The organism is Brevibacillus brevis NBRC 100599 (assembly GCF_000010165.1).
Taxonomy (GTDB): Bacteria; Bacillota; Bacilli; order Brevibacillales; family Brevibacillaceae; genus Brevibacillus; species Brevibacillus brevis_D.
Map to the genome: position 1 here is coordinate 4,805,904 of NC_012491.1, position 20,910 is coordinate 4,826,813.

At 49.3% G+C, this 20,910-nt stretch carries 14 protein-coding genes; all 14 read right to left on the reverse strand.

Annotated features, from left to right (window positions below; all coding sequences use genetic code 11):
* Window positions 1-68: 68 nt before the first annotated feature.
* Complete coding sequence (locus BBR47_RS22780) at window positions 69-2,252, reverse strand: polysaccharide pyruvyl transferase family protein (RefSeq protein ID WP_041749590.1); 2,184 nt, start codon at window positions 2,250-2,252, stop codon at window positions 69-71.
* Window positions 2,253-2,256: 4 nt separating this feature from the next.
* Window positions 2,257-2,964: a glycosyltransferase family 2 protein gene (locus BBR47_RS22785; RefSeq protein WP_015892788.1), complete on the reverse strand. Its 708-nt coding sequence runs from the start codon at window positions 2,962-2,964 to the stop codon at window positions 2,257-2,259.
* A 30-nt stretch (window positions 2,965-2,994) separates the two neighbouring features.
* Window positions 2,995-4,488, reverse strand: coding sequence for a glycosyltransferase family 2 protein (locus tag BBR47_RS22790; RefSeq protein WP_231850510.1), 1,494 nt, complete (start codon window positions 4,486-4,488; stop codon window positions 2,995-2,997).
* Window positions 4,489-4,517: 29 nt separating this feature from the next.
* The gene (locus tag BBR47_RS22795) at window positions 4,518-4,715 is read right to left on the reverse strand and encodes a hypothetical protein (protein ID WP_015892790.1); all 198 of its coding nucleotides are present in this window, start codon (window positions 4,713-4,715) and stop codon (window positions 4,518-4,520) included.
* Window positions 4,716-4,729: 14 nt separating this feature from the next.
* Window positions 4,730-5,107, reverse strand: a complete 378-nt coding sequence (locus BBR47_RS22800) for a hypothetical protein (protein ID WP_015892791.1) — start codon at window positions 5,105-5,107, stop codon at window positions 4,730-4,732.
* 222 nt (window positions 5,108-5,329) lie between these two features.
* Entirely contained in the window at window positions 5,330-6,319 is a 990-nt protein-coding gene (locus tag BBR47_RS22805) for an aromatic acid exporter family protein (RefSeq protein WP_081437268.1), read from the reverse strand.
* A 141-nt stretch (window positions 6,320-6,460) separates the two neighbouring features.
* Window positions 6,461-8,119, reverse strand: coding sequence for a YcdB/YcdC domain-containing protein (locus BBR47_RS22810; RefSeq protein WP_231850511.1), 1,659 nt, complete (start codon window positions 8,117-8,119; stop codon window positions 6,461-6,463).
* Between the two features lie 121 nt (window positions 8,120-8,240).
* On the reverse strand, window positions 8,241-8,993 hold the full coding sequence (gene hemQ, locus BBR47_RS22815; protein ID WP_015892794.1) for a hydrogen peroxide-dependent heme synthase: 753 nt from the start codon (window positions 8,991-8,993) through the stop codon (window positions 8,241-8,243).
* 120 nt (window positions 8,994-9,113) lie between these two features.
* Complete coding sequence (nagB, locus tag BBR47_RS22820) at window positions 9,114-9,878, reverse strand: glucosamine-6-phosphate deaminase (protein WP_015892795.1); 765 nt, start codon at window positions 9,876-9,878, stop codon at window positions 9,114-9,116.
* Window positions 9,879-10,081: 203 nt separating this feature from the next.
* Window positions 10,082-10,975: a MurR/RpiR family transcriptional regulator gene (locus BBR47_RS22825; RefSeq protein ID WP_015892796.1), complete on the reverse strand. Its 894-nt coding sequence runs from the start codon at window positions 10,973-10,975 to the stop codon at window positions 10,082-10,084.
* A 119-nt stretch (window positions 10,976-11,094) separates the two neighbouring features.
* A complete protein-coding gene (locus BBR47_RS22830; protein WP_015892797.1) occupies window positions 11,095-17,649 on the reverse strand; it encodes a carboxypeptidase regulatory-like domain-containing protein in 6,555 nt (2,184 codons plus the stop codon).
* Between the two features lie 237 nt (window positions 17,650-17,886).
* Window positions 17,887-18,252, reverse strand: a complete 366-nt coding sequence (locus tag BBR47_RS22835; RefSeq protein ID WP_015892798.1) for a YisL family protein — start codon at window positions 18,250-18,252, stop codon at window positions 17,887-17,889.
* Window positions 18,253-18,404: 152 nt separating this feature from the next.
* A complete protein-coding gene (locus BBR47_RS22840) occupies window positions 18,405-19,409 on the reverse strand; it encodes a proline racemase family protein (RefSeq protein WP_015892799.1) in 1,005 nt (334 codons plus the stop codon).
* A gap of 49 nt (window positions 19,410-19,458) precedes the next feature.
* Complete coding sequence (locus BBR47_RS22845; protein WP_015892800.1) at window positions 19,459-20,898, reverse strand: aldehyde dehydrogenase family protein; 1,440 nt, start codon at window positions 20,896-20,898, stop codon at window positions 19,459-19,461.
* Window positions 20,899-20,910: the final 12 nt, after the last annotated feature.

The following is a 20,910-nucleotide window of genomic DNA, read 5'->3' on the forward strand; positions in this document are numbered from 1 at the left end:
GCTTGAGGGGACCTGTAGCGAATCCACAGGTCCCCTCATCTTTTACTTTTTTTATCGTACAAATGGTCTTACAACAAGCCCTGAATGAACGGCAGCTCCAAATTCTCGATCATTTTTTTCTGACTCGCCGCCAATTTTGCTGTGATCTGGTCCTTGCGTGCGATGGCCTCCCAGGTGCAGGAAAGAATTCGTTCACCTAGTCGCGGCTCGTCTGTTGTCACGATGAGCTCCGGGAGATCCAGTGAATAAGCGAAGTCAATGCCCTTGATGCGATACGCCAAGCAAACGAACGGAACACCCGCAGCGGCACTCAGCACATTGGCATGCAACTTAAAGTTGATCGTCGCTTGAAAGCCTTTCATCAACTGCAGCATTTGCGTATGATCGTGCAGCTCAAGGTCGAGAATCGTATGCGCTGGATCGTTGATTTTTTTGTACAGTCTTTTAATGGCTTCCCGATCCGGTCCCCACATGGTGAGCAAGTGGATATCGTAGCCTGCCTGGATTAGCTTCTTGGCTGCATGCGCTAGCGCATCCTCTACTGCAGTCTCGTTTTTCCCATAAATCCGGTTATAGGAGGTGCCCCAATTGATGCCAATCGTGGGTCGCTTGCTTTTATCTACTACTATTGGCAATGATGCAGGGAGAAGCAGCATCCCCGGGTCTCCGCTAATCGCTGCCTTTTCTCCTACTCCCGCTTGCTGGAGGTATTGGAGTGTAAGTGGTCCGCGTACACCAAAAAACGTGGCGTGCTCGGTGATTTTTTGCAGCATGTGGCTCATTTTATCTTGGCCATTTATCAGCTTGCTCGTCATTCTGCCGGAAGAATCCAGCTCTACTCGATCTTGTGAGTCAAATCCGCTTCCCCAGACCCAAAGATTTTTTTTCTGTTCAACAGCACGATAAGCTACATCCACATACCCAGGGATGAGAAGCGATCCTCCCCCCAAAACGACGGTGTCATACTCGCTTACATCCTTCAGATCAACCCCGGGCAAGGAAGGTATTACCTTGTATTGTGTAGGGTCGAGGTATTTGCACGACAAATTGTAAAAGGCATGCCACATCAGCTCGTCGCCCAAATTGTTGAACCCCAGCCATCCAACGTACAAGACTTTTTTCATATTTGTTGTCCCCCCTCCATTCTTTATTTGTGCATAAATAGTAAGCAAGGAGGCACATTTTTGCGTGATAGGAAAATGGTTTTGAACCCACACCCTTCCTTGACCTCCTATTTCCTTCAATTGACTCCGGTCGCTACATGCTTGACGCAAAGCACTATCAATCAACGAAGGAGACGGCTTCTGCACAGAGGAGTGGTCACCGAAGTAACAATCCCAAGCCAACTCGTAAGACGAAGGTTCCACCAAACCGACGTAGCCGTGATTCCCGATCGCAAGCACAGGCTTTCCACACGCCATCGCTTCGAGTGCGACCCTCCCTGTTCCAATCACCAAATCACTAATGGCGTAATACGGCCGGACATCCGTTTGCTCTCCCACAATGTGAATATAGGGCTGCCCTGCGGCTTTATTCAGCACTTTTGCCAGCTCATGAACATGAATGGCCTGGGCACCCGAACCCACCACCACGATATGCAGGTTGGGGATTTCATTCCGCAGTGTTTTGGTTGCCCGCAACACCATGTTGCACACCGTCGCTTTTTGCCAAGCCAACCTGCTCACATACGTAACCACTGTGGCATCAGGCGGCAAAGACGGCACATCAGCCCTACTTGCTGAGCCTGACTGAAACTCTTCCATATCAATCCCGTTGGAAATGAGTGTGGTTTTTACCCCGCGCTTTTGCCAGAATATTTGGACAGGTTTGCTCACACTGATAACGCCGGAGCAGAGCTGGGCTACTTTTATCGCCTCATCCTTTGGGTAGTACGTTCCATGCAAGGTGAACACGACAGGAATGCCGAGCTCATTGGCTGCCGTAGCGGCAAGAAAGCCTGAAGGCGTTTGATGCACATGGACGATGGTAATACGATGCTTCTTCATACATGCACGGTAACATTCGATCAGATGCTGTCTGCGTGCCGAAAGCGGCTCACGAGCGGATTCTATCGGTTCAACCAAAAAGCCTGCATCAACAAATTCTTGGTAGAAGGGGCCATTACCACCTGCATAAAACAATTGGACTCCTTTTTTCCTCAATGCTTTCCCCATGCTAAGAACGTATGTCTCCGTTCCGCCTGTCCTCAAACTGTCCAGCACCATCAATATCCGATCATTACTGCTAGTCAACTTTTTACCCTCCCTTCTTCCGATAATAGTGGGCCGAACGCTGCTCAGCGTGGGTCCGGTAATAATACAATGCTTCTGCTATATTGTTCACGCCTGCTCTCGCATTCAAAGCTTTGGCGATAAATTCGTAGTCTTCTGCACCCTCAATCCGGCGTGTCGGGCCACCAATCTGGTCAAACAATCGCCCTCGAAACATGCAGGTTCCGTGACAGACGCAGTGTCCCCCGTTTCCGTATACTTTGCGAATGTCATCGCCGTACTTGATCCATCCAGCGAGCTGCTTTTTTTCCGGATTATCGGCCGAAAACGCATAGTAGTTTGTACCGACCAAATCGATCTGAGGATGGTTTTTCAAATATTCAACCTGCCGCGAAAAACGCAGGATATGGGAGAAATCATCCGAGTCCTGAATCGCGATGAACTCACCTCTGCTTAGGTAATGTCCGACATTGATGGCACCCGAAAAGCCAATATTGCGCGGGAGCTCATGAATCAGCACCTGATTCTCTCTTGGAAAAAACCTTTTACTCTCTTCCAGCCATTCTCTGGCCACTGCTACGGAATGATCTGTCGATGCATCATCGATCAGGATAATCTCCCAATTCTCATAGGTTTGCTGGAGGATGCTATCCAAGCATTCACGTATATAAGCAGCCCTGTTGAAATTGGTAATGACGACACTTACCAGACCTTCTATTCTCTCTTTTGCCAAATTCTTTTCCTCCTTCCAGTCTTCTTGTTTTCACATCTCATCTCGCTGCCGTCCTTTCGCCAGAAACTGCAAAGCTTCCACGTGGTCACCCGCAATCTGTTCGACGGCGGGGGGCATTCCGGAGCTGGCGAAGTGTTTTTCTGGCCGGAGTCGGTTGGAGGTGAAGCTGTTCACCTGATGAACCAATTCCATCTTTACACCTGCCTGGGCATATGCTGCTTGTGCTTTTGGCGGGCAAAGCAGTATGTGCCACCCGAGCGGAGCAACTGCTTCCCTGCGTAAGGCAAAGGGGACGGTCACCATAGACCCGATCCCCAAATCCTTACGATTCAAAGCCAAGTTGAGCGCTTGGCGACAAGCCACGAAGACATTGTCTGGGCAAGGTTGATTCAAAAATACAGAAACATCATTCAGGGCCACATCCACGCCGCACTCACACGCGAGAACAAATGGGTACAGATCATGGACGGTCATAATCATATCCGCATCGACAAACAACAGGATGTCGCCTTTCGACAGACTTGCTCCGATTGCCCGTCCAGTATCGACGCCCAATGCAAATGGGAACTCTACGGTCGTCACGCCGCATTCACGGGCAAGCTGTGCGGTTTGATCAACGGAACCATTGACGACCACGATGATCTCAGCAGGGTCCAGTCGAAGAACTTCACGGATCACTTGCTGGATCGTCGCTGCCTCGTTTCGGGCTGGAATGATCACGGATACCGTTTTCCCACCGTAAAGAGTTGTTCGTCGCAAAGGCCATTTCCCTACCTGTGTAACAGGCATACCACTGTTTTTACTACTCACATTCTCGGCTATATCTCTTCGCCTGCCTCCATCGGACAGTCCGCCGCGAAAAGGAAGACGCGAGACGAGATCAAGCTGTTCGGCAATCACCAGCTTTTCATACAAAGAGAGCTCTTTGAGCAACGAACCGTGAAGCTGGGGCAAAAATATCCGTTCTTCCGTCCCCGTTCCAAAGGTTTGCGCGGTAATGGACAGCCCGCTCATAACCGCCCGCTTGTGCGCTTGGGCAGGCTGTGTCAACTGCTCCACTCCGATTTTGGAAAGTGCCTCTCTGGTCATCGCGTGAGGGGTGTCTAGTAAGGAAGCTTCTCGCAGATCAGTGCGGCCGAAGAGATTATTTAGCAGCAGGGAAAAACTGTGGATAGGCCTTGGTTTTGTCAGCCTCCTGTGTCGCATATCCTGCTGGGGCAAAACGACCTGTGCCTTTCCATATAAAATCGGGAACAAGAAGCGCTGCAATCCAGACAGTGAATCGATTTGTTCTTCACCGAGAAAGAGCAGGACACTCCCTCTTGCATGCTTGGCAGCCTCTCTCCGCCATGAGAATAGATTCTCAGCAGCCTCTGCAAGAACGACGCGGACACCTGAGTCAAGTTCCAGGGCCCTTGTCGATATCACGATGATCTCCAGAGGTGCAAGCTGTTTGCATGCGGCAATCAGCTTTGGCAGATGAGCTGTCCCATGCATGGCAGAAATTAGAATGGATAGGGGCACTAGGCCCCTTATCCCTTGCCTCTCTTTCATTAGAGAACGCGCACGTACGTGATGCGATCGAGTTGAAATACTACTGTTTGGCCACCGCCATAGCCGGGATCACTTGCTGCAAGCACGGTTAATGTCGAATTGGTCACGCCAAGCAACTCACCGTTAATTACGTCTAATCCGATTACGACTTGTACACTATCGCCTATAAACGTTCTCAATTTCTGTACATAGTTCATTTGTCTTCTCCTCCTTACACCTCATGAACATAATTAATTTGTGTGAAACGAATCAGCACACGTGAACCGCCTGACTCTATGATTTCAGCATAGTCCCGACCAACCTCATTCAGGACCCCTGTGACACTTCCTGCATCTGTTCCCAGCTCAACGTTTTCATGCAAATAGCGCAGCAGCACTTTCCGAAAAGAATCTTGTCGCAGCAAAGTAATGTGGTTTTCTTGCAGAAACGCGGCGAATTCTTCTGCATACAGCTCTTTGCGAAGCGAACAGCGAATAGCTTCTTCCTTGTCATTTTCGACTTCTTCGTCTCTTCGGTCTTTTCCCCAAACGAGACGTCGCAGCCCTTGAAAATACTCTTTCAACTCTTTTTCATTCACAATTAATTTCATCTGGTCACTCTCATCTCCTTGATCCTACTCTTTTGATTTATTTTCGCCGCTTGTACACGGTATACAAGTAAGTTCAAAAACGTACTAGGACAACTGTGTAATTTTTTGGTTTTAATGAAAAGTTCACAGGGTTTTTACCGAAAAACAAAAAAGACTGCGAAAAGTATTCGCAGCCCTTCCTTCGGTGTTCTACAACTCTTTCATTGTTACGTACTGTTTTGGCTAACTCTTTGCCACCTGTGCCTTTTCGTCCCTGTTCTTGCCTAGCTCATGCTTGATGAACAAATAGCTCTCAATTTCCCCCAGAAGGTAGAAAAGCGAGGCACGCGTCTCAAATTCCTCTCGCGTTCGCGGCAAATCTGCTGCCTTGATCTCCTCTTGCATCACACGTAGTTGGTCGATGAAGCGGTAGGCGGTATTGCCCGGATGTACCGAGGCACTGATTCGCTCAAGAAAATCTGCGATCCGATGGCTCTCTGCCACCTGATTGTCCAAGGAAGAGACGATTGGCATCATGCGTTCCAGTAACTCGAACTGCTTTTGCCGCATCACAAAATACTCGTAGTACGAATCATGACGACGTCCCAATCGATTGCCAACATCTCGTGAAGCCAAACGAATCGCCGTTTCCAATACACCAGTTGTTTCAATCAATTCTTTCCCGTCCCAATCGCTTTCCCCGTGACGCAAGTAGTAGCAGAACTCCCGCAAAATTTTGCTGAACAGCTTCTCCACCTTTACTTGCATCCCTTTCAGCTCTTTATCGAGACTCGGCATGTACAGATTGACCAGTAGGGCTACACCCACACCGATGACGAGCAAAGCTACCTCATTTAGCAATAGTATCCCATCGATTCTCTTTGAAGAATACAGATGCATAAGCACAACCATGCTGTTGACGAAGCCTTCCTGAATGCCAAAACGCACGGCGAGCGGCAAGAAAAGTAAAATGAAAAGGAGAATGGCAATCGGCGTATAGCCCATAAGGGAAAACAGACAAACACCGATTCCCAGACCCAATAAACTGGCCAGAATCCGATTCCACGCTGTCTGAAACGATTGCTTGACTGTTACCTGAATACACAAGATCGTAATGATCCCCGCAGAAGAAGCAAACATCAAGCCTAGCTGCTGGGCGATTAGAATCGAGATAGCCGTTCCAATGGCTGTTTTTAACGTACGATAACCAATTTTAAACTTGAGAAAGCCCAGTCTTGTTCCCCTCCGCTGTCAAAAATGCTTTCCTGTTTACTTTAACAAAAAGTGTCCGGGAACCAAAGACAAGGTTTCATAAATTTTTGCAGGAATGTCGGCAAGGGTATTCATGCGGTCTGGCTTGAGCCACCCACTCGGCTACTGCTTTCGTTCCTTGGTAAAGCTGTGCCACTTGCCATCTGCTATGACGAGCCCTTTTTCTCCCACATAACGATAGACGAGGAGTGGCTGTTCGAGCATTTTCATTAGTCCATTACTCCCCCTTACTTTTGGCTGAAAGTAAGTAAGCATGAGCTTCTTGTTCTCTTTCACGACTTTTTTCGCCGTATTCAGATCGATACCATCTTCATTTTTGGGAAGAGATGAATCACCCGAAGGTCCAAGGCTATAATGATGGTTATACAGATCCACTACTTCCCCTGACTCAGCGTCAACATTGACTTGAAAGATGGTATCAACTACCGGTATGCCGTTTATCAGATAGCCAAATTCGATCTCATATGGTTCATCATTTTCCCAGATTTCTTTGATCCTTTCCTCACTTGGAGCGTAATCGACCGCATATATTATTCCTGACTGATCGGAATAGAATGTTTGTACGAGCTTTCGCGCACTCTCTTGTGCTTGTTCCCAGGTAATACCCTTTTCTATTTTCTTGCTCTCTTCGTTGAACCTGGTTTTTTGATTCACGTTGTATTGGACGAAATAGCCACTGGCGTCAATCCCTATTTTCACAGTATCTGACTTTTTGCCCTCCCCTGGTTGGGAGGTAAACTCGAAAAACCAGACCTTTCGATCAGATTCTGAGCCTGATTCAATAACCCTGCCATTCGAAAGATATGTACCAGGGAGCTTTTTGAGTTGTTGCTCTGCTATTTTTTGCGCTTCGTCTTTCGTAATGAGCTTTCTTTCTGCGGTGGATGGAGGAACGGTTTTCCCTAACGGCTGTATCTTCCTTTCTTGGGCAACCTGTCCGTACGAATCGAGCATCTTTCCTGTGAGCGCATCGACATACTGCGGGTCAATTCTCTGGAATTCATACACGAGCTGGTATGGTTCAGATTCCTTACGAGAGACGGACGCCATATCTTTGTACAAAAATGTTGGAAACGCCCCTTCATCCCATTTCTTCTCAGCTTCCGCTATCTTGATGACTTTCGAAGCATCTGGAAGTTTCCCCTCGGACCAGCGCCGCTCAAAATAGATCACTTCCCCATCATTGCCCACTATCAGTCGAAACCCATTCTCCAGAAAAGGAACCCCGTTTTCGATACGAGTAAAATTTACATCTATTCCCTGTTTATCACGCGTATAGAAAATGTCCGAATCAGGAAATTCATTCGGCTTGGATAAACGACTCCGTTCTTCTTCTGTCGCTACTTGCTTAAGAAATTGAGTCGCCACTTGAAACGCCTGATCTTCCGTTAGCTTCTTTTGATTTGCATCCAAGTCCTGTTCTTCCCCAAGATACTCATATTTCCATATTTTTCCTGATGTTGCATCCTGTTGCACACCTAAACTTCCACCATTTTCTTTATCCCACCTGGTATACCATATGGATTTTCCCCATAACATTTCAATGCCGTCTACGAATTGGGCATCTCTTAACTTATACTTGCTCAGCATCGTCAACTGCTTCTGGGCAAGTGCGATTGCCTCTTTCTCCGAAAGTGTCTTCTCGGCAGCATGTACGACTGGCGTCAATATTCCTCCCCCTGCTGATGCAAATACAGTTGTCATCAAAAGGGTAGATGACACTCCTAGTGAAAGTCCATACGCTTTAGTACGTTTTAACACAAATCAACCTCTCCTCTCCAACTACAAACAACCTTATTTTACCATTTATGAATAACAAAGGCTCAAATAAAAAAATCCGCCAATGCGACGATCTCGCACAGCGGATTTTTGAACATGTTGATTATACTTCCAGCTTTTTCACCAGTGTTTCTTCATTCAATATGTTTCCTACGAGGAAGTTGCCGAATTCACCGAAGCGCGCACTCACTTCGTCAAAGCGCATTTCGTAGACGATATGCTTGAATTCCAGCGGATCGTTGGCAAAGAGGGTAACGCCCCACTCCCAATCGTCGAAACCAACGGAGCCACCGATGATTTGCTTCACGCGGCCAGCGTAGGAGCGACCGATCAAGCCGTGGGAGCGCATCATTTCTTGGCGCTCCTGCATAGAGAGCATGTACCAGTTGTCTTGCAGATCGCGCTTTTTGTTCATTGGATAGAAGCAAATGTGCTCCCATTTTGGCAGGATTGGATAGAGGCGGTCGCGCACATGCGGATTCGCTTTTGGATCTTCACCTGGGCTATTTACATAATTGCTCAGCTCTACTACGGATACATACGAATAAGGAGCTTCTGTATAAGCAGCAAAGCGAGTTTTATTGAACACTGTTTTGATCTCATCGAGTTCTTGCATAGTTGGACGCAGGAACATGAACACGAGGTCTGCTTTGTGTCCGAGGATGGAGTACACAGCCGTGCTTCCTTGGTTCTCTCCCTCATTCGCTTCCCATGTGCGAATCAAAGCATTCAGCTCGTCCAACGCTTCTTTACGTTCTGCTGCGGACGCTGCTTTCCACTTTTCCCAATTGATAGTGCGGAAATTATGATACGTATACCAACCTTCTAATGTAAGCAACGCTTCGTTTGCGCTCATTAAAATCAGCTCCTTAGAAAAATCTGGTGACCTTCTTGCAACATTCCCAGTATAGCATAAGGAACAAGTGCGTATTCGGAACAGATTGGTGAACAAGCAAAAGAAAAACCAAGCGGTACATTAGCTGCCGCTTGGTTTGGTTCCTGCAAGTATGGAGGTGGTCAGCTTGCTCGCTGCTTCCTGATCGACAATAACGGTTACGTCTCTATGCAATTGCAATAAGGAGGCTGGGACATCTGCCGTAGGCTCTTCCTCTAGCATCAATCGCACTGCTTCTGCTTTTGCCTCTCCACTTGCGAGAAGTACAACTTTTTTAGCGCCAAGAATCGTCTTGATCCCCATGGAAACCGCCTGTGTCGGCACCTGTTCTACACTATCAAAATAGCGGGCATTTGCTTCAATCGTACTGTCAGTGAGCTGGACCACGCGCGTCAATGAGTCAGCAGGAGAGCCAGGCTCGTTGAAACCAATATGACCGTTATTGCCGATCCCCAGCACCTGGATATCAATCCCGCCCGCCAATCGGATCGCTTCCTCATAGCGTGCACACTCTGCCAAATGATCGGTCGTATTCCCAACTGGCACATGTGTTTTCTCCGCAGGAATGTTGATGTGATTGAACAAGTTTTCTTCCATATACGAGCGATAGCTTTGCGGATGAGTCGAAGAAAGTCCGACGTATTCATCCAGATTAAAGCTGCTCGCTTGCGAATAATCGATGCTCTGTGCTTGCGACAGCTTGATCAGCTCACGGTACATCCCTACTGGCGTGCCTCCGGTTGCAAGGCCAAGGACGGTCTTCGGATTTGCTTTTACTTCGCTTACGAGCATTTCAGCAGCTTTTCTGCTGAGCTCGGCGTAATCTTTCACGATGACGAGCTTCATTTCCAACCACTCCTATTTCATATAAAAATAAGTTCAAAAAGTCGTCTTTTCAGCATCGAGAAAGTGGCGAGAACCTGAAGAAGGAGGAGCGGAGTGTAGGTAAACTACATGAGCACCGGACTTCGAAGGTGAACGCCAATTTCGAAGTCGAATTCGCTCCCTGTACTACTCCATGATCAAAAGACGACTTTTTGAACTACCACTTAGTATTTTCTCTCTAGGACAGCCTTCGCTGTTCTCTCTTTATATAAAAGGGCCTTTTCCTTGTTGCGCATCGTGATTGTCGTACTGATAACATCCAGTACATGCAGCTGTGCAATTTTCGCTGCGAGAGAGCCCCCCTGCAACGGACCTTCTTGCGCTGCGGTTAAAAGCGTAATGTCCGCTACATTCGTAATCGGCGAGCGTCGATAGTGCGTCAGACAAATGCAAGCTGCGCCTGCCTGTTTGGCCACTTTCAACGAATCGATCGTGTCTTTCGTACTGCCTGATACAGACAAACCGATCGCGACATCCCCCGGTCCCAGAGTCGCTGCAGCCATCGCTTGCAGATGCGATTCATTAAAAGCGTCCACGCGAAGCCCAATCCGCAAGAACGTGTACTTGGCATCCTGGGCTGTTACCGCAGACGTGCCTACCCCGTAAAAATGGATCGTGTTTGCTTTTTGCAAAAGGTCTACACAGCGCTCCAGCTGTTCGAGCTGAAACAGCGCCGAGGTATCCCCAATCGCCTGTTGATTGGTTGCGGTTACTTTGTGCGTGATGATGTCTAGCGAATCGTCTTCTCCTACTTCGCCATGCAAGTTTTTGACCGGATTGACCAATTCCTGCGCCAATGCCAGCTTGAATTCCTGATAGCCATGGAAGCCTATTTTCCTACAAAATCGCAAAACAGTCGTCTCACCCACTCCGGCCTTTTCAGCAAGGTCAATCACCGATGAATAAATCACGCTGTCTGTCTGCTGTAAGACAATATGGGCAACCTTTTGCTCCGATTTCGTAAAGGAGGGAAGGAGACTCTGAATATGCAAAAGCGTATTTGTCTTCGTGATGGTAGCTGTCAATGGATGGGACAGCTCCTCCTGCTGTTTCATCATATGGCCCGCTCCCCCTTGTTTTTACCCAAAACAAAATAGCCGTATTTCTACAGCTATTATACCAAAAAAGGAGTTATCCGCCATATTTATATTTTTAAGTGGAGTAATTCTCCAAAACATCAAAATGGGGTAAACAAAATGGTCGGACATGTTGCGACTCGAAAAGATCCGCTCATGGCTGCTGGAACTAGAACTAGATCGAGCGTCACGATATCCCCTGTGCCTAGCGTTACTGTCCCTCTCGCTTCTCCACTCCCCATCGCATTGGCTATAACCAAGTAGGTGCCAGGAGCAAGACCAGTCACCTTGTACCTGCCAAAGCTGTCTGTTTGGACGACCACAGTGGTTCTGTTCGATTGATTTACCGTTTGCACATATACGGTCGCTCCAGCAATTTTCAAGCCTGTTAAACCAGATCGAACCGTTCCTTGTATCGTACCCGTTTGAGAAAGGCGGATGCTGATAAAGGTTGTTTGGTTCGGCAAAACGACTGCTTCTGCCTGACCGGTACCAATGCCCAGGATGGTCCCGATAACGGTATACGTCCCCGGAGCGACATTGACAAAATGGAATGTGCCATTCGGCTCAGCCAGGATATTTTGCAGCCGAATCTGCTTTGAATGGAATAGCGACAATTGAATATTGTTACCACTGGCTTGATTTCCGTCTGGCAAGAGGACAATCCCTGATACCGTTCCGACGAATGGCAATAGCTCAACTGTCGCCACAGTCGTCTGCCCGCTTGCTACCGTAACTGTACGGTAATGTGTACCGAAGCCATCTGCGCTTGCGATGACATTGTACTCTCCGGCCGTCAAGCCTTTCACCTGGAATTGCCCACTCTGGTTCGTAACGGTGTTGGCAACAAACAAGCCGTTTGCAAACAGCTGAATCGCAACGGCCGCCCCTGTGATCGGGAGTCCCGTCAACTGATTGGTCACCTGTCCGAAAATGTTGCCTGAAAGAGGAGACATCGTGAGAATAACTCCGCTTATTGTCTGTCCAGCCGGCACTGTTATGCTTTGTATTGCTGTTGCGTAGCTATTTTCACTTGCGCTAATCAAATACGTCCCAGGTGGCAGATTACCAACTGAGAAATGGCCTACGTCATCTGTAATTGCACTGCCGAACAATGTTCCATGTGAATCCTTCACCTGTACCAATGCATTGGGAACGACAGCTCCACCAGCAGCCTGTACCTGACCTGTTACAGTAGCTGGAAAGGGAGGGAGCCCCACATCAATTGCAGTCGTCTGTCCAGAAAAAATCGTCGCACCAACAGGCTGGGTGATGTAATTTTGAGCGCTAATCGCAAGCGTATAAGTTAATGGCGCCAAGCCGTCGATTTTAAACTGACCGAGACCGTCCGTAATCGTCCGAGATAACAAATTGTTTGTGCCCGGAAAATAGATCAATACTTCCGCCCCTACCATTGGCGTGCCATCAAGCGCATCTCTGACGGTGCCCTGCAAATCACCAGGATTCGGGTCCAGTGGGATATTGACTGTAGCTGTTCCTCCAGCGGCTACATCAAAGGAAACACTCTCCCTCTGATAGCTTTCGTTCCTTGCCAAAATGGTGTAATTTCCAGCCACAAATCCATCCATGAAGTATATCCCCTGGGTGTCTGTCTGCGTTGCAAAGAGAATCGTGTTATTGTTGCCCAGCAAACGGATGAGCGTATTCGGCAAGGGTGTGGCGAGAATGGCGTCACTAATTTTTCCTGTGACATTTGCTGGTAGACTCGACAAAGAAAAATCAAGTCCGGTAGTCGCTCCCAATCCGACCATAGCTGTTGAAGCCTCAGCAGCGAAACCCGTCGCACTCGCGATCAGTGTATAGCTCCCAGGAGACAGTCCACTCACCATATACTGGCCCTGTGCATTCGTCAGGACAATAGCCAGTATCGTTCCAGACGGACTTCCTTGTCGAACCGTAATGACCGCACCGGCAATCGGTGAAGCTGTACCTTCGTCTCGCACTGTACCAGCAATCCCACCGAGCAACTCGTTTAACGCAAAGCTTAATACGGACGCCGCCCCTGCTTGTATTTGTGCGCCAGCTACATCGCTTGCATATCCAGTTGCATTGACATTGACGGTGTACCCTCCAGGAGCCAGCCTATCAAACGAAAAGCTTCCCGTTGCATCGGTCAGAACGGAGCCCACAGCGGCACGAGTGCTGTCGAAGACGATTACCGTTGCTCCAATGATCGGCAAGCCCGTCTCCTGATCAGTCACAACGCCGGATAAACTCCCGGGATTGGGAACTAATGCCTGCTGAAAGGTGGTGGTAATGCCCCCTTGCAAAATAACCGCCTGCGAGACGGATACAAAGTTCGGCGCAGAAACAGTTACATTTACAACACTCGGCGGAAGCTTCTCAACCAAAAAATTGCCTTGATTATCTGTCAACAATTGAGCAAGCACAACGCCATGGCCTTCTGTAATGAGCACGGTGCTTCCCGGAATGCCGAATCCCGTCATCTGATTGGTCACTACACCCGAAATAGCCGCTGGCAAGTCAGGTAACGTGATAGTCGTCGGAGTTGCGGTGCTGACTGCAACGATCACGCCAATAGTTCCTACGGCATATCCAGACGCTGATGCGATCACGGTGTAAACGCCAGGAGAAACACTCCCAATGAAAAATACGCCCGATTCATTCGCGAGCAAGCTCTGTTTGACGGCTTGATTGCTATCCAACAGCTTGACGCTGATTTCGCTTCCCGTAACTGGTACACCCAAGCTATTTATGACACTGCCCACGATGGACCCAGGCAAAGGCAAGAGCGCCACACTAGCCCCAGTCGTTTCTCCACTGACTACATTGGCCCCTACTGATTGATCTGCATAGCTAGGCGCACTGACCGTGACGGTATAAGCCCCCGGCAACAAATGTTGAATTAAATAGCTGCCCGTCTGGTCGGTACTTGCTGTAGCCACTACATTTCCGTTACTTATGGAACGAATCAGTACAACGCCGCCTGCAATAAATACCGCAGGATTCGTTGCGTCCGTCACCTGCCCACTAATCCCGCCTGCATTCGCCTCAAGATCAAAGTCTACTCCGGTCTTATTTTCACCAGGTCCAAGAGTAACACCAACCGAGCCCGTAACATATTCGGGGGCGCTTGCCACTACGACAAATGATCCGGCAGGCAGGTTGCCAATTGTATAGGCCCCGTTTGAATCCGTATACCCAAAGCCTATCGTCGTCTCATTCAAATCCAGAATACGAACAACAGCATTGACAATCGGCTGCATACCCGTGTCTTGCACCGTTCCAGAAATACTGCCCGGATTCGGGATAAGCGAAAAGGAAACGATGGTCGTCTGCCCTGGCTGTACGATCGCTCCAACAGATTGAACAGCGTAGCTTGGAGCGGTAGCGATAAGGATATAAGAGCCTGGTGCGACCCCTGAAAATGAAAATGCCCCATTTCCATCTGCGACGAATGTATCTTTCAACAGGTTATTGTTATCGAACAATTGAATGGTCGTTCCCGGTACGACAGGAGCTACTGTACCGTTAATAGTGCCGAAATCCTGATTGAGCTGAACCTGGACAGGAGTAGTTGTATTCGCGAATACAATGGCTCCGACATGATTGGACTGAAAACCATCCGCCGAAGCACTGATAACGTATTGACCTTGCGCCAAGCCCGTGATCACAAAGCTTCCTTGACTATCGCTATATACCGAATGCACGACGGAGCCATTGAAATCGAGTGCATTTATTTGTGCACCAGCAATCGGCTGTAACGTCCCAGCAGCAAGCACCTGCCCTTGGATCTCACCCGGACTCGCAAACAATGCCAAGCTGACAGGCGTATTTGTGTTGACAAGTACAGTAGCGGAAGCACTGTTTGTTTCATAATTGGTTGCACGGGCCGTAATGGTATAAACTCCGGGTGCAAGCCCTGTGATCTGGTAATTGCCCGACAGATCGCTATTTGCATGGGCGACGATTGCCCCTGCTTGGTTCAACACGCTAACCGCTATCGAAGCACCAGTGATCGGCAGACCAGAGGTAGCATCAAAAACCGAACCTGAAATGCTTCCCGGCAAGTCTGCCAGCTGCACATTCACCATTGTTGTCGTCAATGAGGGGACGATTGCCCCTGTGATTACTGTCGTTTTATTCGGAGCAGATACGACGACAACGTACGCCTGCGGCAGCAAATTAGGTACCACAAACTGTCCGTTCCCATCAGTCAATACAGTAGCGACAACAGCACTTGCTGCCGTATTATCCCTTACGACCACAGCCGCACCCTGAATCGGCTGATTGCCGCTGTCGACCACCTGTCCTGCGATTGATCCCGGAGAAGCCTGTAAGACGAAAGCAAGGGACGATATTTCCTGAGGCTGCACCGTTCCCCCCAACACAATAGTGGAATAACCAGAAGCCGAAGCGGTTACGGTATACATGCCTGGGGCCAAGTGCGGAAAGGAAAAGGTGCCAGCGCTGTCGGTAATGGTCTGCGCCACAGGAACAATTCCCTTCATAACAATGACAGTAGCATTACCAAGCGGATTGCTCCCTGTGTCCGAGACAGTCCCATTCAATATCCCTGCCAGTTTTTCCAATTGGAGGTCAACCGCTGTAGTCGCTCCAGCATTGATCCCTATCCCAACTGTTTTGCCCGCATACCCCTCTGCAGCAGCCGTAAGGACATAGTTTTCCGGACCAAGCAAGGATAAAGCGTAGTCTCCATTCGCGTCGGTTACTGTCTCTCCTACTGCAATCCCTGAGCGAGATACCACCTTGATGCTTGCATTTGGGATTCCTTCACCCGTTTGCGCATCGGAAATGGTTCCACTTACCGTTCCAAATGCAGTCGTAAGAGAAAAATGAAGTACCTTGGCATCGCCCGCTTGCAGACTGATTCCAGCTAATTGTGTAGAGAAGCCCGCGGAACTGACGCGGATTTGATAAATACCTCCTGCTAGCTTGGTCAGCAGATACGTGCCAGCTCCATCTGTTGTTGTTTCCGTTAGCTTAATCCCTGTCTGACTCAGCACTTCTACTAATGCCCCGGCAATTGGTATGCCACCAGGACCTGTAACCAGTCCGGAGAGCTTTGCAACCGATGTTTGAAGCCCTACATTTTGTGTTGTCGTCTGGGCTCGAATGACATTGATTGCAACAGTTGCTGGCTGGAATGTATCCGCACTGACTGCAAGGGTGTAGGCACCCGGCACGACATTGGTAAACTGGTAAGTCCCCCCGCCACCAGTCACTACCTGACTTACAGTCACGCCTGTCGTATTAATGAGCTTTACCACTGCCCCAGAGATGGGAGCCAATCCGGTATCTGTTATCGTCCCATTCACCTGGCCCGGACTCGGAGGAAGCAAAATGTCTGCTCTTGTGGTCTGCCCTGCCAAAACGCTCACGAATTGGATTTTGGCGTTATAAGTCGGCGCGGTCACCGACACAGAATACAGACCAGGAGCCAATCCAGTAAACGAATAGGCACCATCTGTGTCTGTTGTCGTCGTTCCGATTAATACGGGAATCGAATCATACAGCGCGACCTGCGCACCTGCTACAGGCAAGTTCGTAGACTGGTCAAGCACCACGCCAGCCACACTACCAGCCAAGTTAACCGTGATGACAATATTGTCCTGAACAGGAGAAAGCGTTCCGCCAGAAAAGCTGTCTACGCCAGTAACTGTCGCTGTGTTTAAGCTCCGTGTTCCGCCGGGAGAGACCGCGAAAACCCCACTGACCGTAAATGACAAGCTGGCAGTAGAACCAGCGGCCAAATTGCCAATCGTCCAGCTGAGCACCTTCGTGAGGGGATTGTAGATGACAGAGCCGATATTTGCTGCGTTCACCGTAAAAGCCGTTACCTGATCCAGCTCGATCAAATCGTTGACTACAACAGTCGTTGCCTGGCTCTTCCCGGTATTGGTGACAGTGATCGATCCCGTCCATTGCGATAGTTGTCCTGTAGTAACAACGGTTGGTCCTGCTGTTACTTGCTTATCGATGGCAAGGCTAGCCCGAACGTCTCCTGTCGCCACCGTAGTCGTATTGCTCAAGGAATTTTCAAAGCTAAAGCCTTCACTGATTCGCAGAGAGTCTTTGTTGTAATTATTGTCATTTGCAGAGGTAAAAGGGAGGAAGCGAATGGAAGTAAGGGAGGTAACACCGATCGTTGAAAAAAAAGTAGCAGCCGGCATGACGAGATCGATGAAGTAATCAGGAGTGCCACTAAAATTAGAGCCGTCATTCGTCAGCCGCACACGAGCCGTGTCAAAATTGATAATCGGCGCTTGCCAGTTGGGAGCTCCACTGCCGTTTGTGCCCTCTGCCGGATCGTTCCAGGAGTTAAATTCAACAATGGTGTTTTGAATCAAAGCAACTCGGTTGCGCAAGCCTTGCACGCCCAACATCCATTGGTATGTGCCAGCCACTCCGGTTGTATTGATCAAATATCCCCAAGCAAAGTTTTGAAACCCTGTTTTTTGCGAATTTCTTGGATCTTCATTGACTCTCAACCGAAAGTAGAGATACGTTCCATCATAAGCCAAAAAGGCAACGGGAAACGTAGCGTTTCCTACCATGTCGACAGAGCCGGGACTTTCATCGTTCGGGACGTCTACGAATGGACTTCCCCCGAGCATAAACGGGATGAATTGACTGTCAGAAGGATAGGCCATTTTTCTTCCTCACCTCTCCCCTCTAACATATGTACATAGAGTGATATGGCCCCAGCCCTTCCTTTGCTAATTGGCTTGTCCGTGCCCGTCCAAACAAAACGGTCATGACCGTTTTGTTGACCGCAAGCGGTCGCATCCACTTTTATGAAAAACGTCGAGACGTTATTCACAAAAAAAGGGCTTTCACCCGCAAATATTTCTCGCGAGGAAACCCTCTTCCTTCCTGTATTGCCTATCTTACATTAATACGCGATAGCCAAGCAGAATAACCAGCACCAAAACGACAATACAGCCGATGAAGAAGCCGATGCTGCCTTCTTGTCTCTTTGCTTTACCCAGGGACATTTCCATCAACCCAAAGGCGATAACCGCAATAATGCCCTTCACGTAGTAATAGAAATCTGTTGCGTGACCCACGAAAAGCATCCAAGCTCCGGATACAAGAATGATGACCATCATGAGTCTGAGCAGCATATGTACGATCTTGCCTGCTTTTGCTTTGCCCACGCGATACAGAATGTAGGCAACGATCAAGAGCACGAATGCAACTTCCCAGCTACCCACATGCGCTTCAATTAACGCTTTGTACGGCAAAAAATCCAACCCCTTTACTCCTAAATTCAATCTTGTCCATTATACCAGAAGAAGGGAAAAAATGCTGATGCCCCAATGCGTGGCAGTATTGTGACTAGGCTTTTTGGGGATGAACAAGAGGCTGCCTGTGATCGGCAACCTCCTTTTTCTAGCAAACGATCCTATCGCAGTAAAAATCCGTCTTTCAGCGGGTCCGTAGGGTCAACGACAAATTGATACAGACCTGTGATGAACGCCTTGCCTTCTATGCTCGGAATGACAGCCGGATAACTGCCCACCTGGGTTGTTGCTACCACCTTGCCGATAAACTGGCTTCCGACAATTCCTTCATGGACAAACGATTCTCCAAGAGCCAGCTTTCCTCGCGCATGCAAGGTGGCTACGCGAGCCGCAGTACCTGTACCGCATGGGGACCGATCGACCTGCTTATCGGCGAAAATCGTCACGTTGCGCAGATCCGATCCTTCCACTCTCGGCTTATCCGAGATAATCACCCCATAAATACCTTTGAGCTCAGGCTCCAGCGGATGAACGACCTCCATTTTCGCCTCGATTTGTTCCTTGATTCGTCTGCCCCATTCTTGCAGCTCGACCAATTGCTCCATTTCCACCTGAACCCCGATATCTTCTGCCTGTACAACTGCATAGAATGCGCCGCCAAAAGAAATGTCCACAGAAAAAGTACGTCCTCCCCATTCAATGGGAACGTCATGTGCCAAAACAAAGGAAGGGACATTTTCAAACGAGACGGAATGGACCAGCGATTCTTTCACAGTGGCGTGTGCAATGATTCTTCCTGCCGGACTGTCAATCACAATACGCTCGTTTGGACCTTCCATCCAAAGTATTCCAGTCTCAATCGCAGCGGTCACAACTGCAATGATTCCATGCCCGCACATAGTACTGTAGCCCTCATTATGCATGAATAGCACTCCAAATGCCGCATCTGGGCTGACGGGCTCTGTCATGACACATCCGTACATCCCATGATGGCCGCGCGGTTCATACATGAGTACCCGCCGGATATGGTCCAGCTCCTCCCGAAAGTATCGTCTCTTCTCCAAAATCGTCTCGCCCGCGAGCGGCGGGATGCCGCCTGTTATGATGCGGAGCGGCTCCCCACCGGTATGGGCCTCGATCGTCGTAAACAACTGATTGATGTGCATGACATCCTCACCTTTTTATGTTTATGCGATTGGCGAAAAGCTTGCTGGATCACCACGCGTATTTGATCGCGCATGTTTTCGTCGTACTGTAGAAATCGAGCGCCGCCTGACCCTGCTCTCGTGTATGCGAGCTGGACAGCTTCATGCCGCCAAATGGAGCCTGGTATTCCACACCTGCCGTCTCCTGATTGACCCGAACCATTCCCGCCTGCGCCACATCCAAGAAGCGATGGGCACTCGCCAAATCTCGGGTGAACAGCGAAGCACTCAGTCCGTATACAGACTGATTGCACAGCTCCACCGCCTCTTCAAAACCGTCTGCTGTCAAAAGCACAGCCAATGGTCCGAACACTTCCTCCTGAACAAGGCGATGATTAGCAGCGACACCCTCAACAATTTGGGGACGGATGTAATAGCCTTGCTCCTCTTTTGCATAGGAGGGGCTCTGGGCAATGACTGTCGCTTCATCATTCGCCAAGGCGATGTATTGCCCAACCGTCTCATACTGTGCAGCCGAGGCAACTGGCCCCAAATACGCTTCTAGATCGCTGGCATCTCCTACCCGGCATGTCTCCATTGCCGTTTGCAATCGCTCAACAAGTGGCTGATAGATCGCTTTTTCGACAATGATCCTGCTGGTAGCCGTACATTTTTGACCAGCCGATCGAAACGCGCCACTGAGCAAAATCGGAACGGTTTTGTCCAGATCAGCATCAGCCAAAACGACTGCTGCATTTTTCCCGCCCATTTCAGTTTGATATTTGATGTTCCGACCCGCGCACGCGATCGCAATCTGTCTGCCTGTTTCCGATGAACCCGTAAAGCTGACTGCATCGACTTCGGCTTCATTCGTGAGTGTGTTGCCGATCTCCCGGCCCTTGCCAATCACCAGATTCAGCACACCCGCAGGCAGCTTTGTTTCCGCAAATATTTCAGCTAGTCGTGTCGCTGTGAGCGAACCATTTTCCGCTGGCTTCCAGATAACCGTGTTCCCGCAAATGAGTGCAGGGGCGATCTTCCAGATGGGGATCGCGACAGGGAAGTTCCATGGTGTGATGACCGCCACAACTCCGAGCGGGACACGACGGCTGTATTGCAGCACGTTCGTATCTGAAGAAGGAATCAGGTTGCCGTTGGAACGCATCCCTTCTCCGGCATAATAGCGCAACAGACTGACCCCGCGAGCCAATTCTCCGCGCATCTCACCAAGCTGCTTGCCCATTTCCCGACTTGCCAGCTGTGCCAAGCTGTCTGCATTTGTCTCTAATGCAGCAGCCATTTGAAAAAGGATTTCGCCACGAGCCGCACCCGTTTGTTTTGCCCAACCGATCTGTGCGGCACGGGCTGCCTGTTCAGCGGCAAAAACATGTGACCGATCAGATAGATGCAGAACGCCGACTTCTTCTGTGGTACGCGACGGGTTTTTGACGGTTAGTTCTTTCCCTGACGGCGTCATCCATTCGCCGCCAATCCAGTTTTTGCTGTGCATTCTGCCCATCCC